The sequence below is a fragment of the Ruegeria sp. G2 genome (assembly GCF_056533505.1).
The window spans coordinates 159,501-180,961 of sequence record NZ_JBQFON010000004.1; the positions used below are offsets into that span (position 1 = coordinate 159,501).

Below are 21,461 nucleotides of genomic sequence, written 5' to 3' on the forward strand. Positions count from 1 at the left end.
TCATATCCCCATTTCTGAGAAAAAGATCGAGAACAGCGCGTCTATCGCAATTACCATGAAGATCGATTGCACGACCGAGGCTGTCGTCCGCTGACCAACACTTTCGGATGAGCCTTTGACCTGCATGGCTTGCCAGCAGGCAATAACTCCGATCACCAACGCGAAGAAAGGAGCTTTGATCATTCCAACGGCAAGTTGTGCCACCCCAGTATTTTCCTTCAACCGGGTCAGGAACATGCCAGGGCTCACTCCAAGGTCGATCCAACTCATCAAAGCGCCACCGATTAAACCTGCCATGTCGGCCACAAAGCCCAGGATTGGCAGCATGATAAGCAAGGCTACGACACGCGGGATGACGAGAACTTCGATCGGGTCAAGCCCGAGTGTCCGCATCGCATCAATTTCTTCCTGCACCTTCATGGAGCCGATTGAGGCGGTAAAGGCCGATCCAGAACGGCCTGCGACTATAATCGCGGTTAGCAGGATACCCAGCTCTCGCAGGATAGAGATTGAGATCAGCTCCACTACAAAGATCTCGGCCCCAAACTGTTTTAACTGAGTCGCGCCCTGGAACGCTAAGACAACCCCAATCAAAAAGCCCATCAAGGAAACGATCGGCAGAGCTTTGAAGCCGACCTGCTCCATCTGCGAGAACAAAGCAGCACGCCGCAACCGCCAGGGCATGATCAAAGTTCGAACCAAGCGATGCAGGGTAAGGCCCAGGAAGCCGACGATCGACAACGTGTCCTGCCAGGCACCAAAAGTCTTTTGACCGACCCGAGCAACCCAGTTCACAAAACCCTGCGGCGGCAGCTCCTCTCCGGCCGCATCGGGTATGTTGTGCGATACCGTCTCGATCAACGAAGAATGCGCTGGGGCCACCCCTTCAAGCCGAACCTGGGCCCCATTGGAACTCATCCGTCGTACGAGGTTGGCAACAAGCCATGCCCCTCCGGTATCCAAAGACTCGACTTGTGACATGTCTATCGTAGCATCTTGCCCGTTGGGCGTAAGAACCGCAAAATCCCCTTCAACACGATCCAACGATTGCGTGCGCAAGTCCCCCGATATCCGTATGCAAACGCCGGTTGCGCTCGTCTCAGAATTTATCGTCGGCCGTGTCATAGCCGTATGTGATGGCAAACACTGGGGACCTGCAATGGATTTGTTCAATCAAGCTAAGATTTTACCCTCACGCATGGCGAGTGTGCGACAGTGAAATTCGGGGCGAAGATTGCTACAGAAACAGTGCAATTGGTCAAAACCCGTCATTTGATTACCAAGATTCTGCTGGCCAAACCTCAAAGGATATTGATAGGCGCGCGGGAGCAAAACAGGTTAATACTCAGATAATTATGGACAAATATCCTTCTTGAGGTATCGTGTGCTGGAAATTTCAAGTTGTGGTTGAGTTTGTCGAACGTGCGGCTTGGTCGGCAAATAGATTAGCTTGCAGGGCGCATTTCTGCCTCGCCACCGACGCTTGCACCACATGCCTATTGCGCACGAACTGAGAGGTGGATGATGGTCGATTGGTTGGTGAATATTCTACAGAATTATCCTGAGTTGGCGGTATTTTTGTCGATCGGTATCGGTTTCTTAGTCGGCCCGTGGAAGGTGATGGGATTCAGCCTGGGCACAGTCACCGCAACGTTGCTGGCGGCTGTGGTGATTGGGCAAGCCCAGATTGACATCGACTCGGCCGTTAAATCGACATTCTTCATTATGTTTATATTTGCCGTGGGCTACGGTGTCGGACCGCAGTTCATTCGCGGTTTGAAGGCAGACGGCGCGCGCGAGGTGCTCTTTGCGCTCAGCGTGCTCGCGCTTTGCCTTGTTATTCCGATCATCGCAGCCAAGGTGGCGGGGCTGGAGCTTGGCTATGCAGCAGGGCTTTATGCCGGATCGCAGACGATTTCGGCGGCGATTGGAGTTGCCACTGACCAGATCGGTCAGCTGGGCCTGTCTGCGGAACAGGCCAAGACCTATGCTAACCAGATTCCGATCGCCTATGCGGTGACCTACATCTACGGCACTATCGGGTCGGCCATCATTCTGGCCAAGATCGGCCCGCGCCTGATCGGCGTCGATCTGGTCGCGGCCTGCAAGGAGTATGAGGCCAAGCTGGGTGGCACGACATCGGTGGAAACCGGTGATGGCATCGTCTCAGCTTATCGCGCGATCGAGGCGCGGGCCTTCGAGATCCCAGAAGGTAGCGATCTGCTGGGGCAACCGGTCAAAAACCTGATGCCCGGTATCCGCATCTATGCCGAACGCCTTAGACGCGACGGGAAGATCATTGAGGTAGACGATAACACCGTATTGCAGGTCGGAGATATCGTGATGTTCTCAGGCCGCCGCGCTGATCTGGTGGGGTTGCTTGAGACCAACCTCACAGAAGCTGATGCGCCTGATCTACTGAATATTCCATCGGAAAAGCTGGATGTGCTGATCACCAGCAAAGAGGTGCATAACAAGACGCTTGAAGAACTAAGCAAATTGTCGATCGCGCGGGGCATTTATGTCTCGAAACTGATGCGCAACATGCAGGATTTGCCGCTGCTGCCAGGCACCGTTGTGCATCGAGGTGACATCGTCACAATTCAGGGCAGCAAACGGCACGTTGAGGCCGCAATTGCCCAGATCGGCTATGCAGACCGCCCGGTAGACACCACGGATCTGGCCTTTGTAGGTTGGGGCATATTCATCGGTGGGATCATCGGAACTCTGTCAGTCATAATGGGTGGTTTTCCGATCAGCCTTTCCACCACCGGAGGCGCGCTACTGGCCGGGCTGGTGCTGGGCTGGCTGCGCACTGTCCATCCGACATTTGGCCGAATACCTGGCCCGGCGCTCTGGTTGATGAACACGCTGGGTCTGAACGTCTTTATCGCGGTGATCGGGATCACCGCAGGGCCGGGATTTGTCGCGGGGCTGCAACAGGCTGGTATTGCGCTGTTGCTGTGGGGGATCGTCGCAACTTCGCTGCCGATGATTTTTGCGGTCTATGTCGGACATTACGTGTTCAAGTTTCACCCTGCGATCCTGTTCGGCGCCTGCGCCGGCGCTCGGACCACCACAGCTGCATTGGGTATGATCCAAGAAGCTGCGCAAAGTCGCATCCCGGCGCTGGGTTACGGAATGCCGTATGCGATAGGGAACACATTGCTGACCATCTTCGGTATGGTCGTCGTTTTGATCTTAAGCTGATTTGGAGAGGTTCACGGTATGGATAGAGTAACGCTGCACGACTACGAAGCACTCAGCCCGTTTCAGATCAAAGATGAGCTGATCAAACTGGCATCGGCTGAGGCGCACAAGGCCAACAGCGCCTTTCTGAATGCGGGACGAGGCAATCCCAACTGGGTCGCCACCCGCCCACGCGAAGCGTTCTTTGCCCTTGGTCATTTTGCAATAACTGAATCCAAACGCGTGATGGACCATCCTGCTGGTTTAGGCGGAATGCCTGCGCAGAAAGGCTGCCATGAACGGCTACAGAGTTGGGCGTCTGATCATTCTGAAACACCGGGCGTCGACACGCTGCTTGAGGTCGTGGCGCATGCCATTTCCGCATTTGAATTCGATGCGGATGAGTTTGTGCATGAGCTGACGGATTCGATCATCGGTGACAACTATCCGGTCCCCGACCGCATTCTAAAACACAATGCCGCCATCGCCCATGAGTACCTGATGTGGTCCATGTGCCGGGGTCACCGGCCTGACGCTCAGTTCGATCTGTTTGCAGTCGAAGGCGGTACGGCGGCGATGTGCTACATCTTCAAGTCGCTGAAAGCCAATCGGCTGCTGAACCTCGGCGACACGATTGCACTGTGCACACCGATATTCACCCCCTATCTGGAAATGCCAGAGCTGGAGGACTACAGCCTTGAATCTGTCCATGTGGAGACCGACGAGGAAGACGGGTTCCAACTGACCGACGACGCTGTGGAAAAGTTGAAAGATCCCAAAGTAAAGGCGTTCTTTCTGGTCAATCCCGGTAATCCGTCTTCAGTTGCGCTCAACACCGCTTCGTTGCGCAAGTTGGCGGATTTAGTGGAAAATCAACGTCCTGACTTAATCGTGCTGACAGATGATGTCTACGGCACCTTTGTGCATGATTTTACCTCGGTCATGGGCCATCTGCCGCGCAATACGATCGGAGTATATTCCTATTCGAAGTATTTTGGCTGCACCGGCTGGCGGCTTGGTGTGATTGCCGTAGCGCAAGACAATATCTTCGATCTGAAACTGGCAGATCATCCGGACGAGATCAAACAGGCCTTGGACAAGCGCTATGGCACACTCAGCCTGACGCCACGGGATATCCGCTTTATTGACCGGTTAGTGGCCGATAGTCGCGATGTCGCTCTAAACCACACAGCGGGTCTATCACTGCCGCAGCAGGTTATGATGACTCTGTTTTCGCTGTGCGAATTGGTCGATAGCAAGAAAATCTATCAGACCGCCTGCATGGAACTGGTTCATCGCCGTTTTAAACTCCTGACCGAAGCGATAGGGATCGAGGTGCAGGCAGGTGAGCACTACGACGCATATTACGGCATCATCGATTTTGAATACTGGCTGCGAAAATATGTCGGCGAAGATGTCGTGGCATGGATTAAACAGAATGTTCACCCGTTGGATATCGCGTTCAAGCTGGCCGAAGACTATGGCATCGTTTTGCTGAACGGCAGCGGATTTGATGCACCCGGATGGTCGGCCCGCGTTTCCTTCGCCAACCTGCCGGATGAAGCCTATTCGCAGATCGGAACAGCCGTTCGATCAGTTGCGCGGGGCTACGTGCAGGCCTACCGTGCCGCGAACAATTTGCCGCTGCATGGCTAGATCAAATTCCCTACACCTGTGCCTGAACTGGTGTTACCCATAGGCGCAGGGGAGGATGAATTTGGAGATATCCGAACAACGCATTAAGGCGATGACAACGGCTGGCCTAAACTTGATCGGGCAAGCGCTGTCGATCTATGACAGTCAGTTGCGCCTTGTAGTCAGCAATCTGAGATTTCAGGAAATGTTCGGATTGCCGGATGAACTTGTCGAACCAGGTGCATTGTTCCATGACACCATTCACTTTCTTGCCAGCCGTGGCGAGTACGGCCCGGACGGTGATGTCGCCGAAATGGTTGAGACCCGCGTTGCTCAGGCGTTGGCGTTCGAGCCACACTACATGGAGCGTACTCGACCCAATGGCCAAGTGATCTCGGTCGAAGGTGCGCCCTTGCCGAATGGTGGTTGGGTGGCTGTTTACACAGACATTACGCGCACAAAGCGGGTGGAAGATTTGCTGCGAGCCCGCTCAGAAGAACTGTCCGGCCAACTTTTAGGACACGCCGAAGAGCTTTCGGCAACAAACCGGAAACTGGCTGCAACGATTACGGCGCTTGAAGAGGCTAAGCGCCAGTTGACCGAGATCGAGGCGCGCACGCGGATGACAACCGAGATGATGCCGGCTCATATCGCGCATCTGGATACTGATGGACGATACGATTACTCAAACCGCCGCCTCAGTTCGGTTATGCCCGGCCGCCCGTCTGACATTCTGGGCCTTCACATATCAAAGGCCTTGGGGCAATCGGCCTATGATCGGGTAAAACCGCATCTGGAACAGGCGTATGGCGGCCAACCATCGGTTTTTGAGTTTACCGAGGATCAGGATTCGCGCCGCATTCGCGTGTCCTTCACGCCAGACGAAGCTGGTGGCGTTTATGTCATGTCGGTGGATATTACCGAAGAGACACAAGCTCGTGTCGCCCTTCAGCAAACACGACGCAGAGCGATGGCGGCGCAAATGACAAGTGGGCTCGCGCACGATTTTTCGAACTTATTGACCATAATACTTGGCATGCAGGCGCGTCTGGAGAAGATGGATTTGCCTAAAGAAGCTGACCAACTGATCGCCGCCACGCAGCAGACCGCACGGCGAGGCGGGCAATTGTTGAACCGCATCGCAGACATGACTGGCAATCGCACACCACAACCACAGGCGACGGATATGCGCGGGCTACTCGAGGATTTGCGCATTCTGGCCACACCTTCCTTACCGCGTGGAATGGGACTGTCGGTCGTAAATACTCTGCCCAACAAGCCGTTGATGCTTGATCCAGGTATGGTGCAGGATGCTCTGCTAAATCTCGTGCTGAATGCCCGAGACGCCTGTGGTACGTCCGGTCAAATTACCATCAGTGTGCATGCGATCGGAACCATTTGGATCGAGATTACGGTCTCGGACACGGGGTCAGGCTTTACTCCGGAGGCGCTGGAGCAAGCATTAAATCCGTTCTTTACCACCAAAGGCAGCGATGGATCGGGGCTGGGGCTTCCGATGGTTTATGACACGGTAAAGCTCGCCGGGGGCGATCTGAATTTACGGAACACTCCTTCTGGTGCATCGGTCGTAATTCGCCTGCCTTTCCGACCAGCGCCGCCCTCTCAGGCGGGTCTTGTACTTTTGGTTGAGGACAACGATGAATTGCGCAGCCAATTTCGGGAAATTCTGATTGGATTGGGCTGTTCCGTCATCGAAGCGAGCTCGGTTGAAGAAGCACTTACTTTGACGTCCGATATTGAAGATATCACGCTGGTGCTATCAGACATCCGGCTTGAGGGTGAAGGCACCGGTATCGATATCGTCGACCATCTGAGTGGTGCTTTGCCTTGCATCTTGATGACATCCCTACCGATTTCCGATCCGTTGCATCATCAAGCGCTGAAACGCGCGCCTGTCCTGAGCAAACCTTTCACACCAGAGCAGCTCTCCGCTCTGATCCGTACCGAGGCCGCGTAGATGACACAACCATTGGTGACCATTCTTGATGATGAACCCGAAATACGTCACATTTTGACAGGCGCTCTCGAAGATGCGGGTTTTCGAACCCAAAGCTTTGCGCGCGCGCGCGAATTCGAAGCGTCTTTGAAGCGGGTCACGCCAGATGTCTGCCTTGTAGATTTGTCGCTCCCTGATACTGATGGACTGGCACTGGTACATCGCCTTGCGCTCGAGCAGGGGGCCGCTGTCATTATCATCTCGGGCCGGGCACAGGTGCAGGATCGAGTGACAGGGCTCGAACTTGGGGCGGACGACTACATAACCAAACCTTTCGACCCCGCAGAGGTCATCGCGCGTGTTCGCGCCCGCTTACGGTCTACTGGTCCTGCCGTGCAAAACTCAGATGCCGCCGAATTCAACGGATGGACCGCGCATTTTGACCGATATGTTCTGATTGATGAAAATGGTGCGGAAACACCATTCAGCCACGCCGAAGGTGAGGTTCTGCGCCTCTTCCTCGAAAGTCCCAAACGCCTTATCAGTCGGGCCCGTATGCAAGAGATTTTAGGTGGTGGCGCTGGTGACAGCTTTGATAGAGCGATGGATGTACGTATCTCGCGGTTGCGGACAAAATTGGGAGAGGACCCCAAAAATCCGCGCCTGATCAAAACTATCTACGGGGCAGGGTACATCTTTCTAGGCGACGTTGCCTGGCGATGAGCATCCCTTTCAAACAATTGTCAATTTACCGCCACGACGAATGAGCCAGCATTTCTTGAGACGAGAGCTCATTCGCGAAGGGCCCGGTCCTTGATCTTCAATACCGGTTGGATCAGGTAATCCAGCACCGTTTTTCGTCCCGCAAGGATATCAACTTCCGCGATCATTCCGGGTATAATCTCGACCGCCATACCAGATCCGTCCAGCATGGTGTCTGAGGTCTGAATTTCAACTGCAAAGACCTCTTCTTCACTCCGTTCAGTACGCGTTATTGCGTCAGCTCCAATGCGAATGATCTCACCGTCTAAGCTGCCGTATCGAGAATAATCGTAGGCCGTAATCTTTATCTTAACCTGTTGTCCTGCATGCAAAAATGCGATGTCGTCGGGGCGAATGTAAGCTTCCACCAACAATCCGTCGTCCAATGGCACGATTTCGATCAATTCTTCACCGCTGCGCGCCAAACCTCCGATTGTCTTACTGTGGATGCGATTTACAATGCCTCGAACCGGAGCACGAATCTGCGCGCGCGACACCCGATCACGTAGCGAGGGCAGGGCAGGTTGCAACGCCGACAGCTCCGCCGTAACCAATGCCAAATCCGTAAGTGCAGCGCTGCGAAATCTGCTGCGCGTTGCGCTTACTTTTTCATCTATTTCGTTAAGACCGGCCTTAAGGCGGCTTATCACCGCCTTAGCCCTGGTCTTTCGGCCAGTCCATTCTGCCTCACTCCGACGCAATGCAAGCAATGTAGTGACAGGTTCCATGCGTTGCTCAACCAGAGGCTCCATCATTGCGCGCTCTTCAGCCAGAACATTCAATGTTTCCATTGTTGTAATCTGATCCACCAAACCCTCTTCGTACTCTCGCTGTCTTTGTTCGTGTTGTCTCGTCAGAATTGCAATCTCGGAGGCAAGTTCAGCTTGCCTCCCCCGATACAGCGCTGTTTCTGATCGTACGACGCTTGGAGCTTCGCTCAACAAGGGTTCGCCAAACTGCAGATCACTCCCGTCTATTTCCGCCTGCAGTCGCTGGGCACGCGCCATTAAAGCATATGCGCGTTGTTGTTCCTGAACTAACTCACGTTCAATCTGGTTACTGTCGAGTTCCATCAACAACGCTCCGGCTTCGACCAGCTGCCCTTCATATGCATGCAGAGATTGCAGAACCCCCGGCTCGGTGGCTTCAATAACCTGAATGTCTCCGGAGGGTACTATGCGGCCATCGGCGCGTACAACATCGTCCAACTCTGTAAAATTTGCCCACGCAACCGCGGTGATGATGCATCCCACTATCAGGAACAGTAATACCGATCCCCGGAGCGGTGCCTGCCCCTGCATTTCGCGCGCGAGCTGTTTAAGTTCAGGATGCCGCGACATTCAGATGCCTCCCGGGATTGCGAACATGTTGCGCAAGAACGCCTTTGGGTCCATCCATGCCGACCTTGCCATCCTCAATCACGATGACGCGGTCCACCAGTTCCAACAAACTTGTACGATGTGTCACGATCACCATCGTGGTGTGTTGCGTTGCAGATTTTAACCTTTTGATTGTCTCCGCCTCTGATTTGATATCCATGGCACTTGTCGGTTCATCCAACACCAACACCGGGGGGCGGCCGATGAGCGCCCGAGCCAGAGCAACTGATTGTCTCTGACCGCCTGACAGGCCTTCACCACGCTCGGCGATTTGTTGGTCGTAACCGAGCGGGTGCTTGGCGGTGAAATCCTCAACCCCCGCTACCTGACCAGCGCGGATTACATCGCTATCGTGCGGACGCATCATACCGCTGGCAATATTGTCCCTGATTGAACCGGAGAACAGCCAAATATCTTGCAAGATCGAGCCAACGTTGTGACGCAATTCTCCGGGATCGATTTGGCGGATGTCCAGCCCATCGAGCATTACAGATCCCACGCGCGGCTGATATATACCCAGCAGCAATCGCGCAATCGTACTCTTGCCCGATCCAATTTGGCCAAGGATCGCTACCTTTTCACCCGGTTCGATGGTGAAGGAAACACCCTTTAGCGTATCGTCTGTTTGCTCGGGGTAAGTAAAATGGACATTATTAAACGCGATGCGCCCGGAAATCTCGGGTCGGCTCACCCATGAGCGGCCCTGCGGCCGTTCGTTATCTGCCTGCATAAGCTTATCGAGATTGCGAAAAGCACTACGCGCATGATTGATGCGCGTAAGTGTCTGAGCCAACTGGCCCAATGGCGCCAAAGCCCGTCCAGTCAGCATAACTGATGCCACAAGCGCACCCATGCTGGTTTGGCCATCTGCAATAAGAAATACGCCGTAGAACACAATCAACACTTGCGCGGCTTGTTGAGTAAGCCCGGTCAGGTTCAGTGCGAACTGGGTAATGGCGCGACTACGCGCCCCATGCTCCGACTGGCGCACGATTGCATTCTCCCAGCGCGTTCGCATTTTCCGACCTGCAGCTGTGGTCTTGATCGTCTCAAGACCAGTTGCTGTCTCGACCAGTACAGATTGCTTTGACTGTCCATCGGCAAAGCTATTTTCCGCCAGCCGTGACAACATTGGTTGGACAGCTAATCCGCTCAGCAAAACAACCGGTACGGCAAGTGCTGGAACCAGCGCCAATGGCCCCCCGACGAGGTAGATGGTAAGGATAAAGACGGCGATGAACGGCAAGTCCACAACTGCGACCAAAGTGGCCGAAGTAAAGAACTCACGCAGGGTTTCGAATTCTCTTATCGTGCTGGCCATTTCACCGACTGAACCTGGCCGTGCGGTCATGCGGATATTCAGCATCTGGTCGAAGATGCGCCGCCCCATGAACATGTCGGCTTGTTGTCCGGCGCGATCAATGAAACCGGCGCGCAAGAGCTTAAGCACAAAGTCGAATATCAATGCCAAGCACACGCCGAAAGTTAGAGCTAGAAGAGACTCCGTTGCTTCGTTCGGCAACACCCGGTCGTAGACAATCATTATGAAAACTGAAGTCGTCAGCCCCAGAATATTCGCCATCGCAGCCGCCAACGCGACCTGAAAGTAGGACCAGCGATTCACCGCAAGCGCGGACCAGAACCAGTGCCCTTCGTGCCTCGCATCAGAGGTTCCAACCTCGTCGTCGTGCGACCGTCGAAAAAGTAAGGCATAGCCTGTATATGCTTCCTGAAAATCTCCCTCAGAAATCTCTCCGACGCCATCGCCTAACGCTGGATCAAAAAGTAAGAGATCACCCGATTGCGAGCGGCCATGATAAACGACGGCACGATCATCACTCAACAACAGGATCGCTGGCGCCAGTGTTGCGTCAAATGCGTTGATTTTTTGTGCTCCAAAACCAACTTGCATCCCGGCATTTTGCGCCAAAGTTATCGCGTCGCGAACGGTTAGATCATCCGCCTCACCCGACCGTGCGGCCGACAGTGTCGATATTGTCAAAGTGCGTTCGAGCGTAGCTGCTACATTTAACAAGCAAGATTCTAGCTGCGTTAAAGAACCATGAGTAACTTTCATGTGAGCCTACCCCAATAGTTTAGTTTGACGATCAACAGATCAATCGAATTTACGGATCGGCTCGCAGTTGTTACCCGCTTTTCACAAATTAGGTTTGGCGCTACTTTCTGTGTAGAAAAAAGCACGGTCGCCAGAAACGGTAGATTTGATAGATAGTTAGCCCATCTCATTGATCGGCTCTGCGCATGTATGATCATGGGCTACATCATTGGCCATCGCGGTTAAGAACCCGTTTAGTGTGTCGCTCGAAGTCGAATGATTGTATTCTGAGCCTCTCTGCGCTTGTGCCAGCCATGCACATTGCGACAACGAAATCTGATGAGCGTGGATAAGTTCAAACGCATCATTTTTTATCAGCGTCAGATTGAAACCATCCGAAACGCGATTTAGTTTTTTTCTATCGATGCCCCAACATGCTGGGGGCAGAGCGATCCCTTCAAAATCCTGAAGGGGAATAAAAAGCTCCATTTCTGCAAGCAATGTGCAAAGGCGGTGGGTTGTGATTGCTGCGGCTTCACGATGTTGCAAAAACAGCAGCACGTCCTGGAGGTCCTGAGACAGTTTATTTTGGTCGGTAAAAAACGGATTATCTTGTGGATCGCGCGTCAACAATCCAGAGTTTTCATCTACGTACAGGCACAACTTTTGCACCGCAGGAACGTCGGAATTTCTACAAGGCCCTGCGTAAAACGGGTAGGAACGAAGCGCTGACGGTACGTACGGCGCACGCCAATGCCCTTTTGGATCGACAAAGGGTGACGCTATGCCAGCAGCGACTGAAAACAGCGCCGTCGGTATGAAATCATCCCCCCGCAGCTGAAACACAATGGGGAACGCAGACGCGATCCGAGATATTTCTGAAATAACGATCGGACATCCGGCCATGCCTTGGGCAAATCTGAAAGACGTGAAACGACGCCAGAAAAAGTTGCGATGACGCCGAACATGTACGGGGACAAGACCATTCTCTGTCATACAAACCTCTTGTAAGGATACGGCGAGATCACCTCAGGTAATCTAGCCAAATGCCTATCGGCGATTTAAGCAGAAGCGCCGGTCGGGTCGGTCAACAGGACGTTGTCTGATGTCAACGCACTTAGGTCCGCAAGCCCTTCAAATTGCGCCAGTGTTTCCACCGACGCTGAACCTGGGCTTGAATAATCGACTTTGACAACAAGGCTGTCAGAGCCATCTGTTGCAAGAAGATATATCTCGTCTCCGGCCTGAGCACCTGTAAGGTTCTCTGCAGCGCTGGCAATCGTGTTGACATCCAGATCAGCAAGTGAAGTTTCCAATCCAACGAAGCCGGTGTTTGAGCCGATGGTGCCTCCTGCCATAAGCAACTCGACTCCAGTACCGTCACCGCGCAGCGTACTTGCATCGAGATTATGAAATAGCAGCGCGTCTGATGCGCTCGCTGCCAGGCCGAGTGTAAAGTTGCGAACACTATCCAGGCCATTCGCCGCCGGATCTGCATCAAACACAACAACGTCACGACCTGCGCCTGAGAGGTCAATCATATCGTTTCCATCGCCGCCATGGATGACATCGTCGACGTTTGACCCGATTAGATGATCAGCCCCAGCGGTCCCCAGATGAAGTTGCGACGGCCCGCCATCCGGTGTGGTCAACGTCAGCACTATCGGTCTGGTTGCATCCTGCACGGTCATCGTGAATGTAACAACTGGTTGCGACAAATCTCCATAGCTTGTCGCAGCTCCGGCGAAACTGATCGTGGAACCTCCGCTTGGGTTCGCAAGGAACAGGTTGAAATCCGCGTTCTCGATCTCGGACCCATTGTCATATGTCGCAATCGAAGAATCAAAGCCAAGATCAGCTGTAAATGCCAGTCCGCTGGAGATATCGCGATCCGGGTCTGCGTAGATCTCAAATGTCACCGTCGATCCGCTTCGACCAACCTCAGAAATAGTATAAGCGGCTGGCACATGAGCGAAGGTTTCAACCGAAATTGGAGAGGGGTCCGGACCACCAGACACAGTTGCCTGTGCAGAAAAATCGAGAGAGTCTCCAGCATCGATCGAGGCGAAGGTTGCAGCGGACACTGCAAGGCTCCAACTTCCATCAGCGGCAACGGTTGCGCTGCCGATGGAGACTGAATTTAGCGTGACATCAATCGCCTGACCTGGCGTTAAACCCGTAGAACCACCAGAAATCGTTAATCCAGTGTTTTGCACATCGGTTAACGAAACTGCTCCGTTCGTTCCGGGCGTATTGAGGCTCAGGATAGGACGGAAGTTTGTATCTAACGTTGCTGTTGCGTCAATTGCCGGATTCCCTGCTGCGTCCTGGACCGATGCTGTGATCTGAAAGCTGCTGCTATCTGCGAGCCCAAGCAAATCAGCAGAAGGGATAACCGCAGCCCAGGTAGCACCAGAAACCACCGAAGTATAATCCGCACCGTTCAGATTGACAGTAACCAACTGTCCATCTTCAGCGGAGGTGAAACCTGAAACGTTCAGATCAGATCCCTGTTCAATCACGTCCAGTATAGGACCCACAGTCAGAGGGTTCATCGTAATCGTAGGTACATCAAGGTCCGTGCTGAAACTTGCCGAGGCGCTACTGTCATTCCCAGCGGCATCGGAAACCAAAGCATTTACGGTGTATGATGCCCCATCTAGCAAACTGCTCAGGTCAGATGCGGCCGCAGTGTAAGTCCAGCCACCTCCGCTGACAGGGGTGGAACCACTTAGCAAAACAGTGCCATCTGAAGCTACAATTTGAACAGTAACTTGTGTTCCATCACCGACGTTGGACGTTCCGGAAATTTCCAAATCAGTAACCTGCTCGGCGATGTTTATCACCGGACCATCGGATAGGGACGAAATCACCAATGCTGGAGGTGTGAAGTCAGTGTCGAAGCTTCTGGAAGCCTGCAATGACGGGTTACCAGCCGAATCGGAGACATTTGCAGTCACGGATATCGTTGCGCCATCTGACAGCAGCGCCAAATCTGCGGTAGGTACGGTGGCAATCCAAGACCCTCCTGTAACAATACCCGTATAGGATTGCCCGTTGAGGGATACGGTCACCGTTTGGCCATCCTCAGCTGAAGTGGTTCCTGAGACGGTCAGGTCCGTATCACGCTCTGTCGCATTCATGACTGCGCCATGCGAAAAGCTATCAATGTTCAATGTGGGCGCTGAAACATCTTTGGACAGGCCGACAACGTCCTGCGGAGCCGGTAGGCCGTCAGCGTCAGTAACGTCGGCCGTCAGGTTGAAGCTTCCGCCATCAGCGAGTGCTATGAGATCTGCACTTGGAATATTCACGCTCCAACTGCCGCCCGATACCAAATCTGTATAAGTTTGGCCGTTCAGAGTGACCGAAACTTGCTGACCGTCAGATACGTTTCCTGTTGTCCCATTTACGGTCAGATCAGAACCCACCTCAGCTGCGTTCAGGACGGCACCGACGGATAGGGGAGCAATTGCTATCGAAGGACCAGTGAGATCGACCGGTACAGAGACAACAATGGGTGTTGCAGGGTTGCCCGCAGCATCGCTGATCGCAACAGAAATGGTAGCGGGCACCCCGGTGGCCAGTCCAGAAAGATCCCCATTCGGGATCGTCACCGACCAACTGCCGCCCGAAGCGGTTCCGCCATAATCTTGGCCGTCGAAAGATACGGTAACGGCCTGACCGTTCTCGGCGGTGGTTGTCCCCGTCAGAACCAGATCGCCGCCAACATCTGCAAGATCGATAGATCCGCCGGCGACAGGGTTCAGAGTCAGAGCAGGAGCAGAGAAGTCTGTATCAAATGCATCATTTACCTGAACGGCGGGATTGCCTGCGCGGTCAGTTACATCTGCCGTTACTGCGATGTTAGCTCCGTCTGGTAAAGCCGCAAGATCAACGGCTGGTACCGAGACGTCCCAGCTGCCCCCAGAAACTGTCCCTTGATAGGACTGACCACCGACTGTTACCGTGACAATTTGGCCATTTTCCGCATCTGTTGTGCCCGAGATTTCAAGAGCGCCATTTTGTTCTGCGCCATTCAAAACTGCGCCAGCTGAAAACGCGGTAATTGCCAATGTAGGTGGGACTGTATCGACGTTAAACTTGGCGGTATCCACCGAAAGTTCCGTGCCCATTCCATCCAGATGACGAATTGTAACCGTTGAAATCCCCTGAGGGAGCGCGGCCGCTTCGGCTTGAGTCAGCGAAACGCTCCAGTTTCCATCGATATCGGGGGTGACAGCTCTGGTGACGGAACCAATGGTTACCTCTACCGAAGTTGTGCCCTCGGGGGTCGCTGATTTGCTGCTGATATTATTAAGTTCATTTGTCTGCAATTCCTGCAGATTAAGGCTGGGTGGGCGAGGAGGTTCTGTTGCGACCGTAGTTGGCTCGGGATCTTCATCACTTCCTCCCCCTCCACCACCACCTCCGCCAGCAGCGGCAGCTGCACCGGCAATACCCAGCCCACCTAATGCAAGCCCCGCGCCGCTCACCCCGCCTGCGGCGGCGGTCGCTCCGGCGGCTTCCGCTGCGAGACTGAATTGAGCAATTTCTGCGGCGACCCCGTCGGCAAGCATAATCGCGCCGTTTTCCAGAATTTGAACGTTCTCGGCGGTGACAACAATCGTTCGACCATCCGCCAAGCTTAGTTGGACATCACCATTTGCAAGCAATTTTACAACCAGAACACCGGGGATCGAATTTGCAAATTGATAGGATTCGAGCTGTTCGTCGGTCGCCTGTGCCAACACCGGCAATGCCAATAGTGTTGACCCAAGACCACCTGCAAATCCACGCTTGGCCAATAGCTTGAGCTTTTTGTCTATCCAGTTGCGAACATGGCGCTTGCGCTGCGCATTGGGCTGAGAGTCCGTGATCGAAATTTTGGTCGAGCCGGTATTGTTGGTCATGTTGCCCTCACATTTGATGGACGCGGTTTTTGCATGTCCCGCATTTCCCGGTTCAAACCCATTCATTCGTGGCGCGATCTGGCACCTTTGGGGGAGCAATCCGGAAAACTTGAATTAATCTGGAACCGAAGTCCCTATTTTCACCACATTTCTGCTCTGGTTCTGGTCTGCGTATCGTTCCATCCTGTTTCCACTGCCAGGGGTGGTAGGGGGTAGGGGCGATGAAGCTTCAGTTCGAAAGTGTGGTGGCAACGGGGACCGCAGCGCTCGATTCAGGTATCGGCGATACGGCTTTAAAAACGTTTAACGGAGAAACGTATCTCTATAGTATCACTGGACCCGGAGGCGGGATCGTTTCGTGGCAACTTGGTTCGGAAGTATCGCCTCAGGAAATAGAACAGCAGTATTTCGACGCGTCGATCTCGTATCAAGTCGGTCGGAGTGGCATTCCAATCCAACTCGCCTCTGGCGATCAGCTAATTTTGGACGTCGATACCGCGACGGGTCTGATCGGATATGACCTGAACCCTGATGGAAGCATTGGCAGCATCCGCGAAACAAACACTCTGTCTGGCGGCGGAGATATTTCTGCAGCGACACAGTTGACGGTTGGTACAAACGAAATTCTTACGCTTTCACAAACTGATACCGGGCAGCTTGCAACGTATCACATCAATCTAGACGGGACTTTGAGCCTGATAAATTCGGTTGCAGGCTCAGCAGATGAGCTACGGGCGATACAAGCCGGATCGAAACATTTCGTCATGTCCATTGATACTGCAAGCAGCTCTATCCAGCCGTATTTGGTCGACCAGAATTCAGGTGTACTATCCGCGGTCGATGGAAATACTTCGATTCAGACGCTCGGGATAAGCGCGCCAACTGCTATCGAAGTTGTTCAGGCTTATGGCAAATCCTGGGTCGTCGTAGCGGGTTCGCAAAGCAACTCAATAAGCGTCATGGAATTGGGCGACAATGGACAGCTCAGACCAACCAATCACGCCCTGGATACACTGCATACCCGATTCGAATCTGTACAGGATCTATCGGTCATTGAAGTAGAGGGGCGGGCTTTTGTCCTGGCAGGGGGCGGCGATGATGGCGTCACACTGTTCACGATGACTCCGGATGGGCAACTCATTCATATGGATAGTCTTGCAAATACGCTGGAAACCGGATTGCAGAATGTTGAATCCCTCAGCATCACGCATGTGGGGGACGAATTACAGGTTTTTGCAACGTCTCAAATAAATCCGGGCATAACCCATCTCAGCGTATCAGTTGCGGATTTGGGAATTGTCTCGCAAGGCTTTGGGTCGGTAACCGGGACCGCGCAAGACGATTTGTTAAGCGGAGGGATTCTGGATTCAACCCTGAACGGTGGAGCGGGCGACGACATCCTGATCACCGGTACAAGTTCAACGATCATGACAGGTGGGGCAGGCGCGGATGTATTCGTGATCCGTCAAAGCAGTGGTCCAACTGTTATTTCGGATTTTCAGGCTGGAACAGATCGGCTGGATTTGTCGCACTACCCGTTCCTTAGGACTCCTGCGCAGCTGGATTTTACCTCAACAGCGACAGGCGCACGCATAACCTATCTTGATGAAACAATCGACCTGATTTCGGATACCAACACCCCTTTGACCAGCGCTCAGGTGTTCGGGTCCGGGTTTGGTGGGCCGGACCACATCCCGATTGATTTGGGTTCCGGTCCGGATAACAACGCCTCTGAAGGTTTAGCTGGCGCATTTACACTTGATGCTTTCGTCCGCAATCCAGCGCTTGGGGATGCCGAAATCCGGTTTACGCCTGATGGAGGCTCTACTCTCACCGTGCAAGCCAATGAATATGGTGAATTCGATTTGGAAGTACCGGATGGGACGTTTCCCGGACAACTAGAAATCATCAAGTCTTATTCGACAGCGAGCGGCGAAATTACCGCGCTGGATGCACTGCAGGTTCTGCGTATGTCGGTCGGTCTGGATCCAACCTGGGGGTCTGCCGCTGCAGAGAATTTCATCGCAGCCGACATAACCCGAGATGGGTCGGTTAATGCCCTCGACGCGCTGGCAATTCTACAAGTCGCGGTTGGTCAACCCACCGCACATGGGGCTGAATGGGTATTTCTGGACGCGAATGAAGATTTTACTGATATCTCCAGAAACAATGTAAATTACGATACAAGCGTCGATGTCACCATAATAGATGGCGCTTTGACGCTTGATATGACCGCAATACTCCTGGGAAATGTCGAAGCAGTTTGAGCATGGGCTTCAGGCCCCGATCACTCCCTGAATGCGCGATAAAAATAGTCAGCCAATGGTTTGATCAGATAGGATAGAGGTGTACGCTCATCTGTCTTGATCATAGCTTCAACTGGCATTCCAGGCAGCAGTTCCTGACCGTTGAGACGATCAAGCTGGCCTTCATCGGGCACCACTTCGGCCCTATAGAAAGTAAAGCCGCTAGTCTCATCGGTGAACGTGTCAGCCGAAACGTTGACTACATGGCCTTCGATCTCGGGGGTGTCACGCTGGTTGAAGGCCGGGAACCGAAGGGCGACATCCTGTCCACGATGCAACTGATCCACATGCAATGCGTCAACACGCGCGGCAACCAGTAACGGAGTGTCCTGAGGAACTACGTACATCATCGGTTCACCGGGTTGTATGACCGACTGAATCGCAAAAACCTGGCTGTCATAAACTGTGCCAGCAACGGGTGCGCGAATATCCAGGCGCGACAAACGCTCGGTTAGTGCAAGGCGCCTTTCTGCCAACTCAACCGCACGAGATTGAACGTCTCGAAGTTCGGTAATCGCCTCTTCGCGGCGGGTGGCCTGCAGTTGGACAATCTGAATTTCGGTCGTTGCGATCTGGCCCTTGAGCCGTGCAATGGTTGATTCAAGCCGCCCTATTTGTCCGGTAAGATTTGCCTCTTCTCTTTGTAGGGCAGAGACACGGCTTGCTTGCGTCAGACCGCGTTGCAGCAAACCCTGCTGATCTTCAAGTTCGGTTCTGATGAGTCCAACTTGCGTGTTCAGCGATGCAAGCTGCGCTTGCGTGCCCTCAATCTCGTTTCCGATCTGAACCTTTTGTTTGCCTAACTGGTCAATCTGTTGGGTCAACGTGTCAAGTCTTGCATTGAACAAACGTTGCTGGCCCGCCAGCAAATCATCACCGATTGTTTCATTGGATTTGAGCTCCTGCAGGCTTTGGGCAAGTGCATCGACATTCGCGCCATCCCTCTCTGCCTCAAGTCGAGCTTTTCGGGCAAGCAACTCGAACAGCTGTGATTCAACGATGGTTGTCTCCGACGCCAGAAAAGTATCGTCGAGCCTCAGCATCAATTCGCCTTCAGTGACACTATCACCGTCACGCACGAAGATTTCACCGACTACCCCGCCATCAGGATGTTCGATCACCTGACGGTTGCTTTGGACTTCAATCACACCCTGGGAAATGATCGCCCCAGCCAGTTCGGTGCGGACGCTCCAGATTCCTAACCCTAACACCAGAATTGCCAGGGCCAATAAGCCGACAACGGCTGGTGCCGTGATGCTCCAGGCTGGACGTGAACTCTTGTCTGACATCATTCACCCACCTTATTCAGATGCCGTTTTATGACGTTGGCGTTTTGCACCATTGTATTCAACACCTCATCGCGCCCGCCGGATTTTACGATCTGACCCTTTTCAACGACGACAAGATCATCGCACTCTGAGATAGCTTGCGGGCGATGGGTCATGATGATGGTGGATTTGCCTGCTTTCTTAAGCTCGCGTACCGCAGTGTTCAAAGCCAGAGTTCCATCGGCGTCCAAAGCCGAGTTGGGTTCATCCAAGATCAACACAACAGGATTGCCATAGAGTGCCCGCGCAAGTGCAATGCGTTGTTTCTGACCTCCCGAGAGCTGACTATCGTTCCCCTCGAGGAACGTGTCATAGCCCTTCTCAAGGCCGAGAATCAAATCATGTGCATTGGCAGTTTTCGCCGCTGCAACTACCGCTTCGGGATCAGGTGACTGAGACATACGGGCAATATTCTCGGCCACAGTACCATTGAACAAGGTAACCTGTTGCGGCAGATAACCAATGTGCTGCCCCAGATCGTCAGGATCGTATTGGTCCAGCGTCGCACCCCCCAGACGGATTTCACCTGCTGCAGGGGGCCATAAACCAAGCAGCGCCTTGGCAAGCGTTGTTTTGCCAGATCCGCTTTTACCGATGACGCCTAGCGCTCTGCCGGGCTCCAGCTCAAGCGCGGCATTGCGCAATGTTGGGGTTTTGGCGCCAGGCGGAATTACGGTCAAACCTTTTGCCACAAGATGTGCCTTGGGGGTAGGCAGCTTCGTGCGCGATGCCTCTGGCGGTGTGGAGTCGAGAAACTGGTTCAGGTTGATCCAGGCTGTACGCGCACGTTCAATCATTGACCATTGGCCCACCGCCATCTCAATCGGTGCCAAAGCACGACCCAAAAGGATAGTGCCTGCGATCATCGCACCGGGTGTCATTTCATTGCGAAGAACAAGCCATGCACCTAGTGCCAACATCGCAGATTGAAGAAACAGCCGAAGTGATTTGGTGAGTGAGGTGAAACTGCCTGTCCAGTCACTGGCGGAAATCGACTGCGAGAGCGCTTCGGTCCGCTGGTTCAGCCAACGCTTAGATACATCCTCCTGCATTCCTTGCGATCTCACCACTTCGGCAGCTTGCCGGGCGTGTTCAGAAAATGCGTTGGCTTTGGCAGTCGCCACCTGCGCTTCTGCGACCTTACGGTGCGTTAAACCTTGGTTGAGCAAAGCAATCACTACCAAAAGTGTACCACCAGCCATCGCCAGCCAGCCCAGCAATGGGTGAAACAGAAAAATCGCAGCAAGAAATACTGGGGTCCACGGAATGTCCATCACTGCAAGCAAAACAGGGGAGGCGCATAACGAGCGAATCGACTCCAAATCGCGCAACGCCGTAGCAGGCGCTGACCGAATTTGCGGAAACAAGGCACGCCGCATCGTTCCTTCAAACACGCGCTCATCAAGGGATGACTGGAAACGGGCGCCAAATCTGGCAACGATCCGGCCACGTGCATAGTCCAGCATCGCCATCAGCGCATAAAGCAATGCGACAAGCAGAAACAGAGCTGACAGTGTTTCGGTCGAGCGTGACCCAAGGACCCGGTCATATACCTGCAGCATAAACAGAGGGCCGGTCAACATCAGCAAGTTGACAAACACACTGAACAGGAACGCAAGCGCAAGGAAGCTGTTGCCTTGGTTGCGGACTTTTCGAAGCTCGTGGCGCTGGGGTGGGGTGTTGCGATTTTTCAAACTCACACGAAAGGCCCTTGATTGCTCACATCGAGAACTCGTCAAAAGCCGAATTTCCAGAACCCGAAATCGACCTGACAATTGTGGCAACTATATCTGCGCGCTTATGCAGGGACAACGCGCGTATCCGCTGCTTAGTTGCTTTCGGCGGTGTTTATGCTGTTGCTCGTTCGAATATGGCAGGAACACGCCGACTGCCTTAGCGTAATCCGCGCCGGCCTTGGTAAACTCCACCAACCATT

The 21,461-nt window shown here is 53.5% G+C and carries 12 protein-coding genes; 5 read left to right on the forward strand and 7 right to left on the reverse strand.

What is annotated here, in order from left to right; all coding sequences use genetic code 11:
- Complete coding sequence (locus tag ACR0DU_RS09700; protein WP_319544592.1) at positions 1 to 1,125, reverse strand: ABC transporter permease; 1,125 nt, start codon at positions 1,123 to 1,125, stop codon at positions 1 to 3.
- 399 nt (positions 1,126 to 1,524) lie between these two features.
- Between ACR0DU_RS09700 and aspT the strand changes: the two genes are divergently transcribed.
- From aspT to ACR0DU_RS09720, 4 genes are read left to right on the forward strand one after another with little or no spacing between them, the layout of a single operon-like run.
- Entirely contained in the window at positions 1,525 to 3,210 is a 1,686-nt protein-coding gene (gene aspT, locus ACR0DU_RS09705; protein ID WP_480874052.1) for an aspartate-alanine antiporter, read from the forward strand.
- 18 nt (positions 3,211 to 3,228) lie between these two features.
- Positions 3,229 to 4,845: a bifunctional aspartate transaminase/aspartate 4-decarboxylase gene (locus ACR0DU_RS09710; RefSeq protein WP_480874054.1), complete on the forward strand. Its 1,617-nt coding sequence runs from the start codon at positions 3,229 to 3,231 to the stop codon at positions 4,843 to 4,845.
- Positions 4,846 to 4,900: 55 nt separating this feature from the next.
- Positions 4,901 to 6,802, forward strand: a complete 1,902-nt coding sequence (locus tag ACR0DU_RS09715; RefSeq protein ID WP_480874057.1) for a PAS-domain containing protein — start codon at positions 4,901 to 4,903, stop codon at positions 6,800 to 6,802.
- A complete protein-coding gene (locus ACR0DU_RS09720; RefSeq protein WP_170544146.1) occupies positions 6,803 to 7,504 on the forward strand; it encodes a response regulator transcription factor in 702 nt (233 codons plus the stop codon).
- Positions 7,505 to 7,572: 68 nt separating this feature from the next.
- On the opposite strand, the gene ACR0DU_RS09725 is transcribed toward ACR0DU_RS09720, so the two are convergent.
- From ACR0DU_RS09725 to ACR0DU_RS09740, 4 genes are all read right to left on the reverse strand, one after another.
- Positions 7,573 to 8,883, reverse strand: a complete 1,311-nt coding sequence (locus ACR0DU_RS09725) for an HlyD family type I secretion periplasmic adaptor subunit (protein WP_480874060.1) — start codon at positions 8,881 to 8,883, stop codon at positions 7,573 to 7,575.
- The gene (locus ACR0DU_RS09730) at positions 8,867 to 10,999 is read right to left on the reverse strand and encodes a type I secretion system permease/ATPase (protein WP_480874063.1); all 2,133 of its coding nucleotides are present in this window, start codon (positions 10,997 to 10,999) and stop codon (positions 8,867 to 8,869) included. The genes ACR0DU_RS09725 and ACR0DU_RS09730 overlap by 17 nt, the downstream gene beginning before the upstream one ends.
- 156 nt (positions 11,000 to 11,155) lie before the next feature.
- Positions 11,156 to 11,974, reverse strand: coding sequence for a SapC family protein (locus ACR0DU_RS09735; RefSeq protein ID WP_480874066.1), 819 nt, complete (start codon positions 11,972 to 11,974; stop codon positions 11,156 to 11,158).
- 65 nt (positions 11,975 to 12,039) lie between these two features.
- Positions 12,040 to 15,891: an Ig-like domain-containing protein gene (locus ACR0DU_RS09740; RefSeq protein ID WP_480874068.1), complete on the reverse strand. Its 3,852-nt coding sequence runs from the start codon at positions 15,889 to 15,891 to the stop codon at positions 12,040 to 12,042.
- A gap of 221 nt (positions 15,892 to 16,112) precedes the next feature.
- Between ACR0DU_RS09740 and ACR0DU_RS09745 the strand changes: the two genes are divergently transcribed.
- Positions 16,113 to 18,158 (forward strand): dockerin type I domain-containing protein, encoded by a 2,046-nt coding sequence (locus tag ACR0DU_RS09745; RefSeq protein ID WP_480874070.1) that lies wholly within the window; start codon positions 16,113 to 16,115, stop codon positions 18,156 to 18,158.
- A 20-nt stretch (positions 18,159 to 18,178) separates the two neighbouring features.
- Here ACR0DU_RS09745 and ACR0DU_RS09750 read toward each other — a convergent pair whose 3' ends face one another.
- Both ACR0DU_RS09750 and ACR0DU_RS09755 read right to left on the reverse strand, forming a co-directional pair.
- Positions 18,179 to 19,486: an HlyD family type I secretion periplasmic adaptor subunit gene (locus tag ACR0DU_RS09750; RefSeq protein ID WP_480874072.1), complete on the reverse strand. Its 1,308-nt coding sequence runs from the start codon at positions 19,484 to 19,486 to the stop codon at positions 18,179 to 18,181.
- Complete coding sequence (locus ACR0DU_RS09755) at positions 19,486 to 21,225, reverse strand: type I secretion system permease/ATPase (protein ID WP_480874075.1); 1,740 nt, start codon at positions 21,223 to 21,225, stop codon at positions 19,486 to 19,488. Before ACR0DU_RS09755 ends, ACR0DU_RS09750 begins: the two co-directional genes overlap by 1 nt.
- Between the last annotated feature and the right edge of the window lie 236 nt (positions 21,226 to 21,461).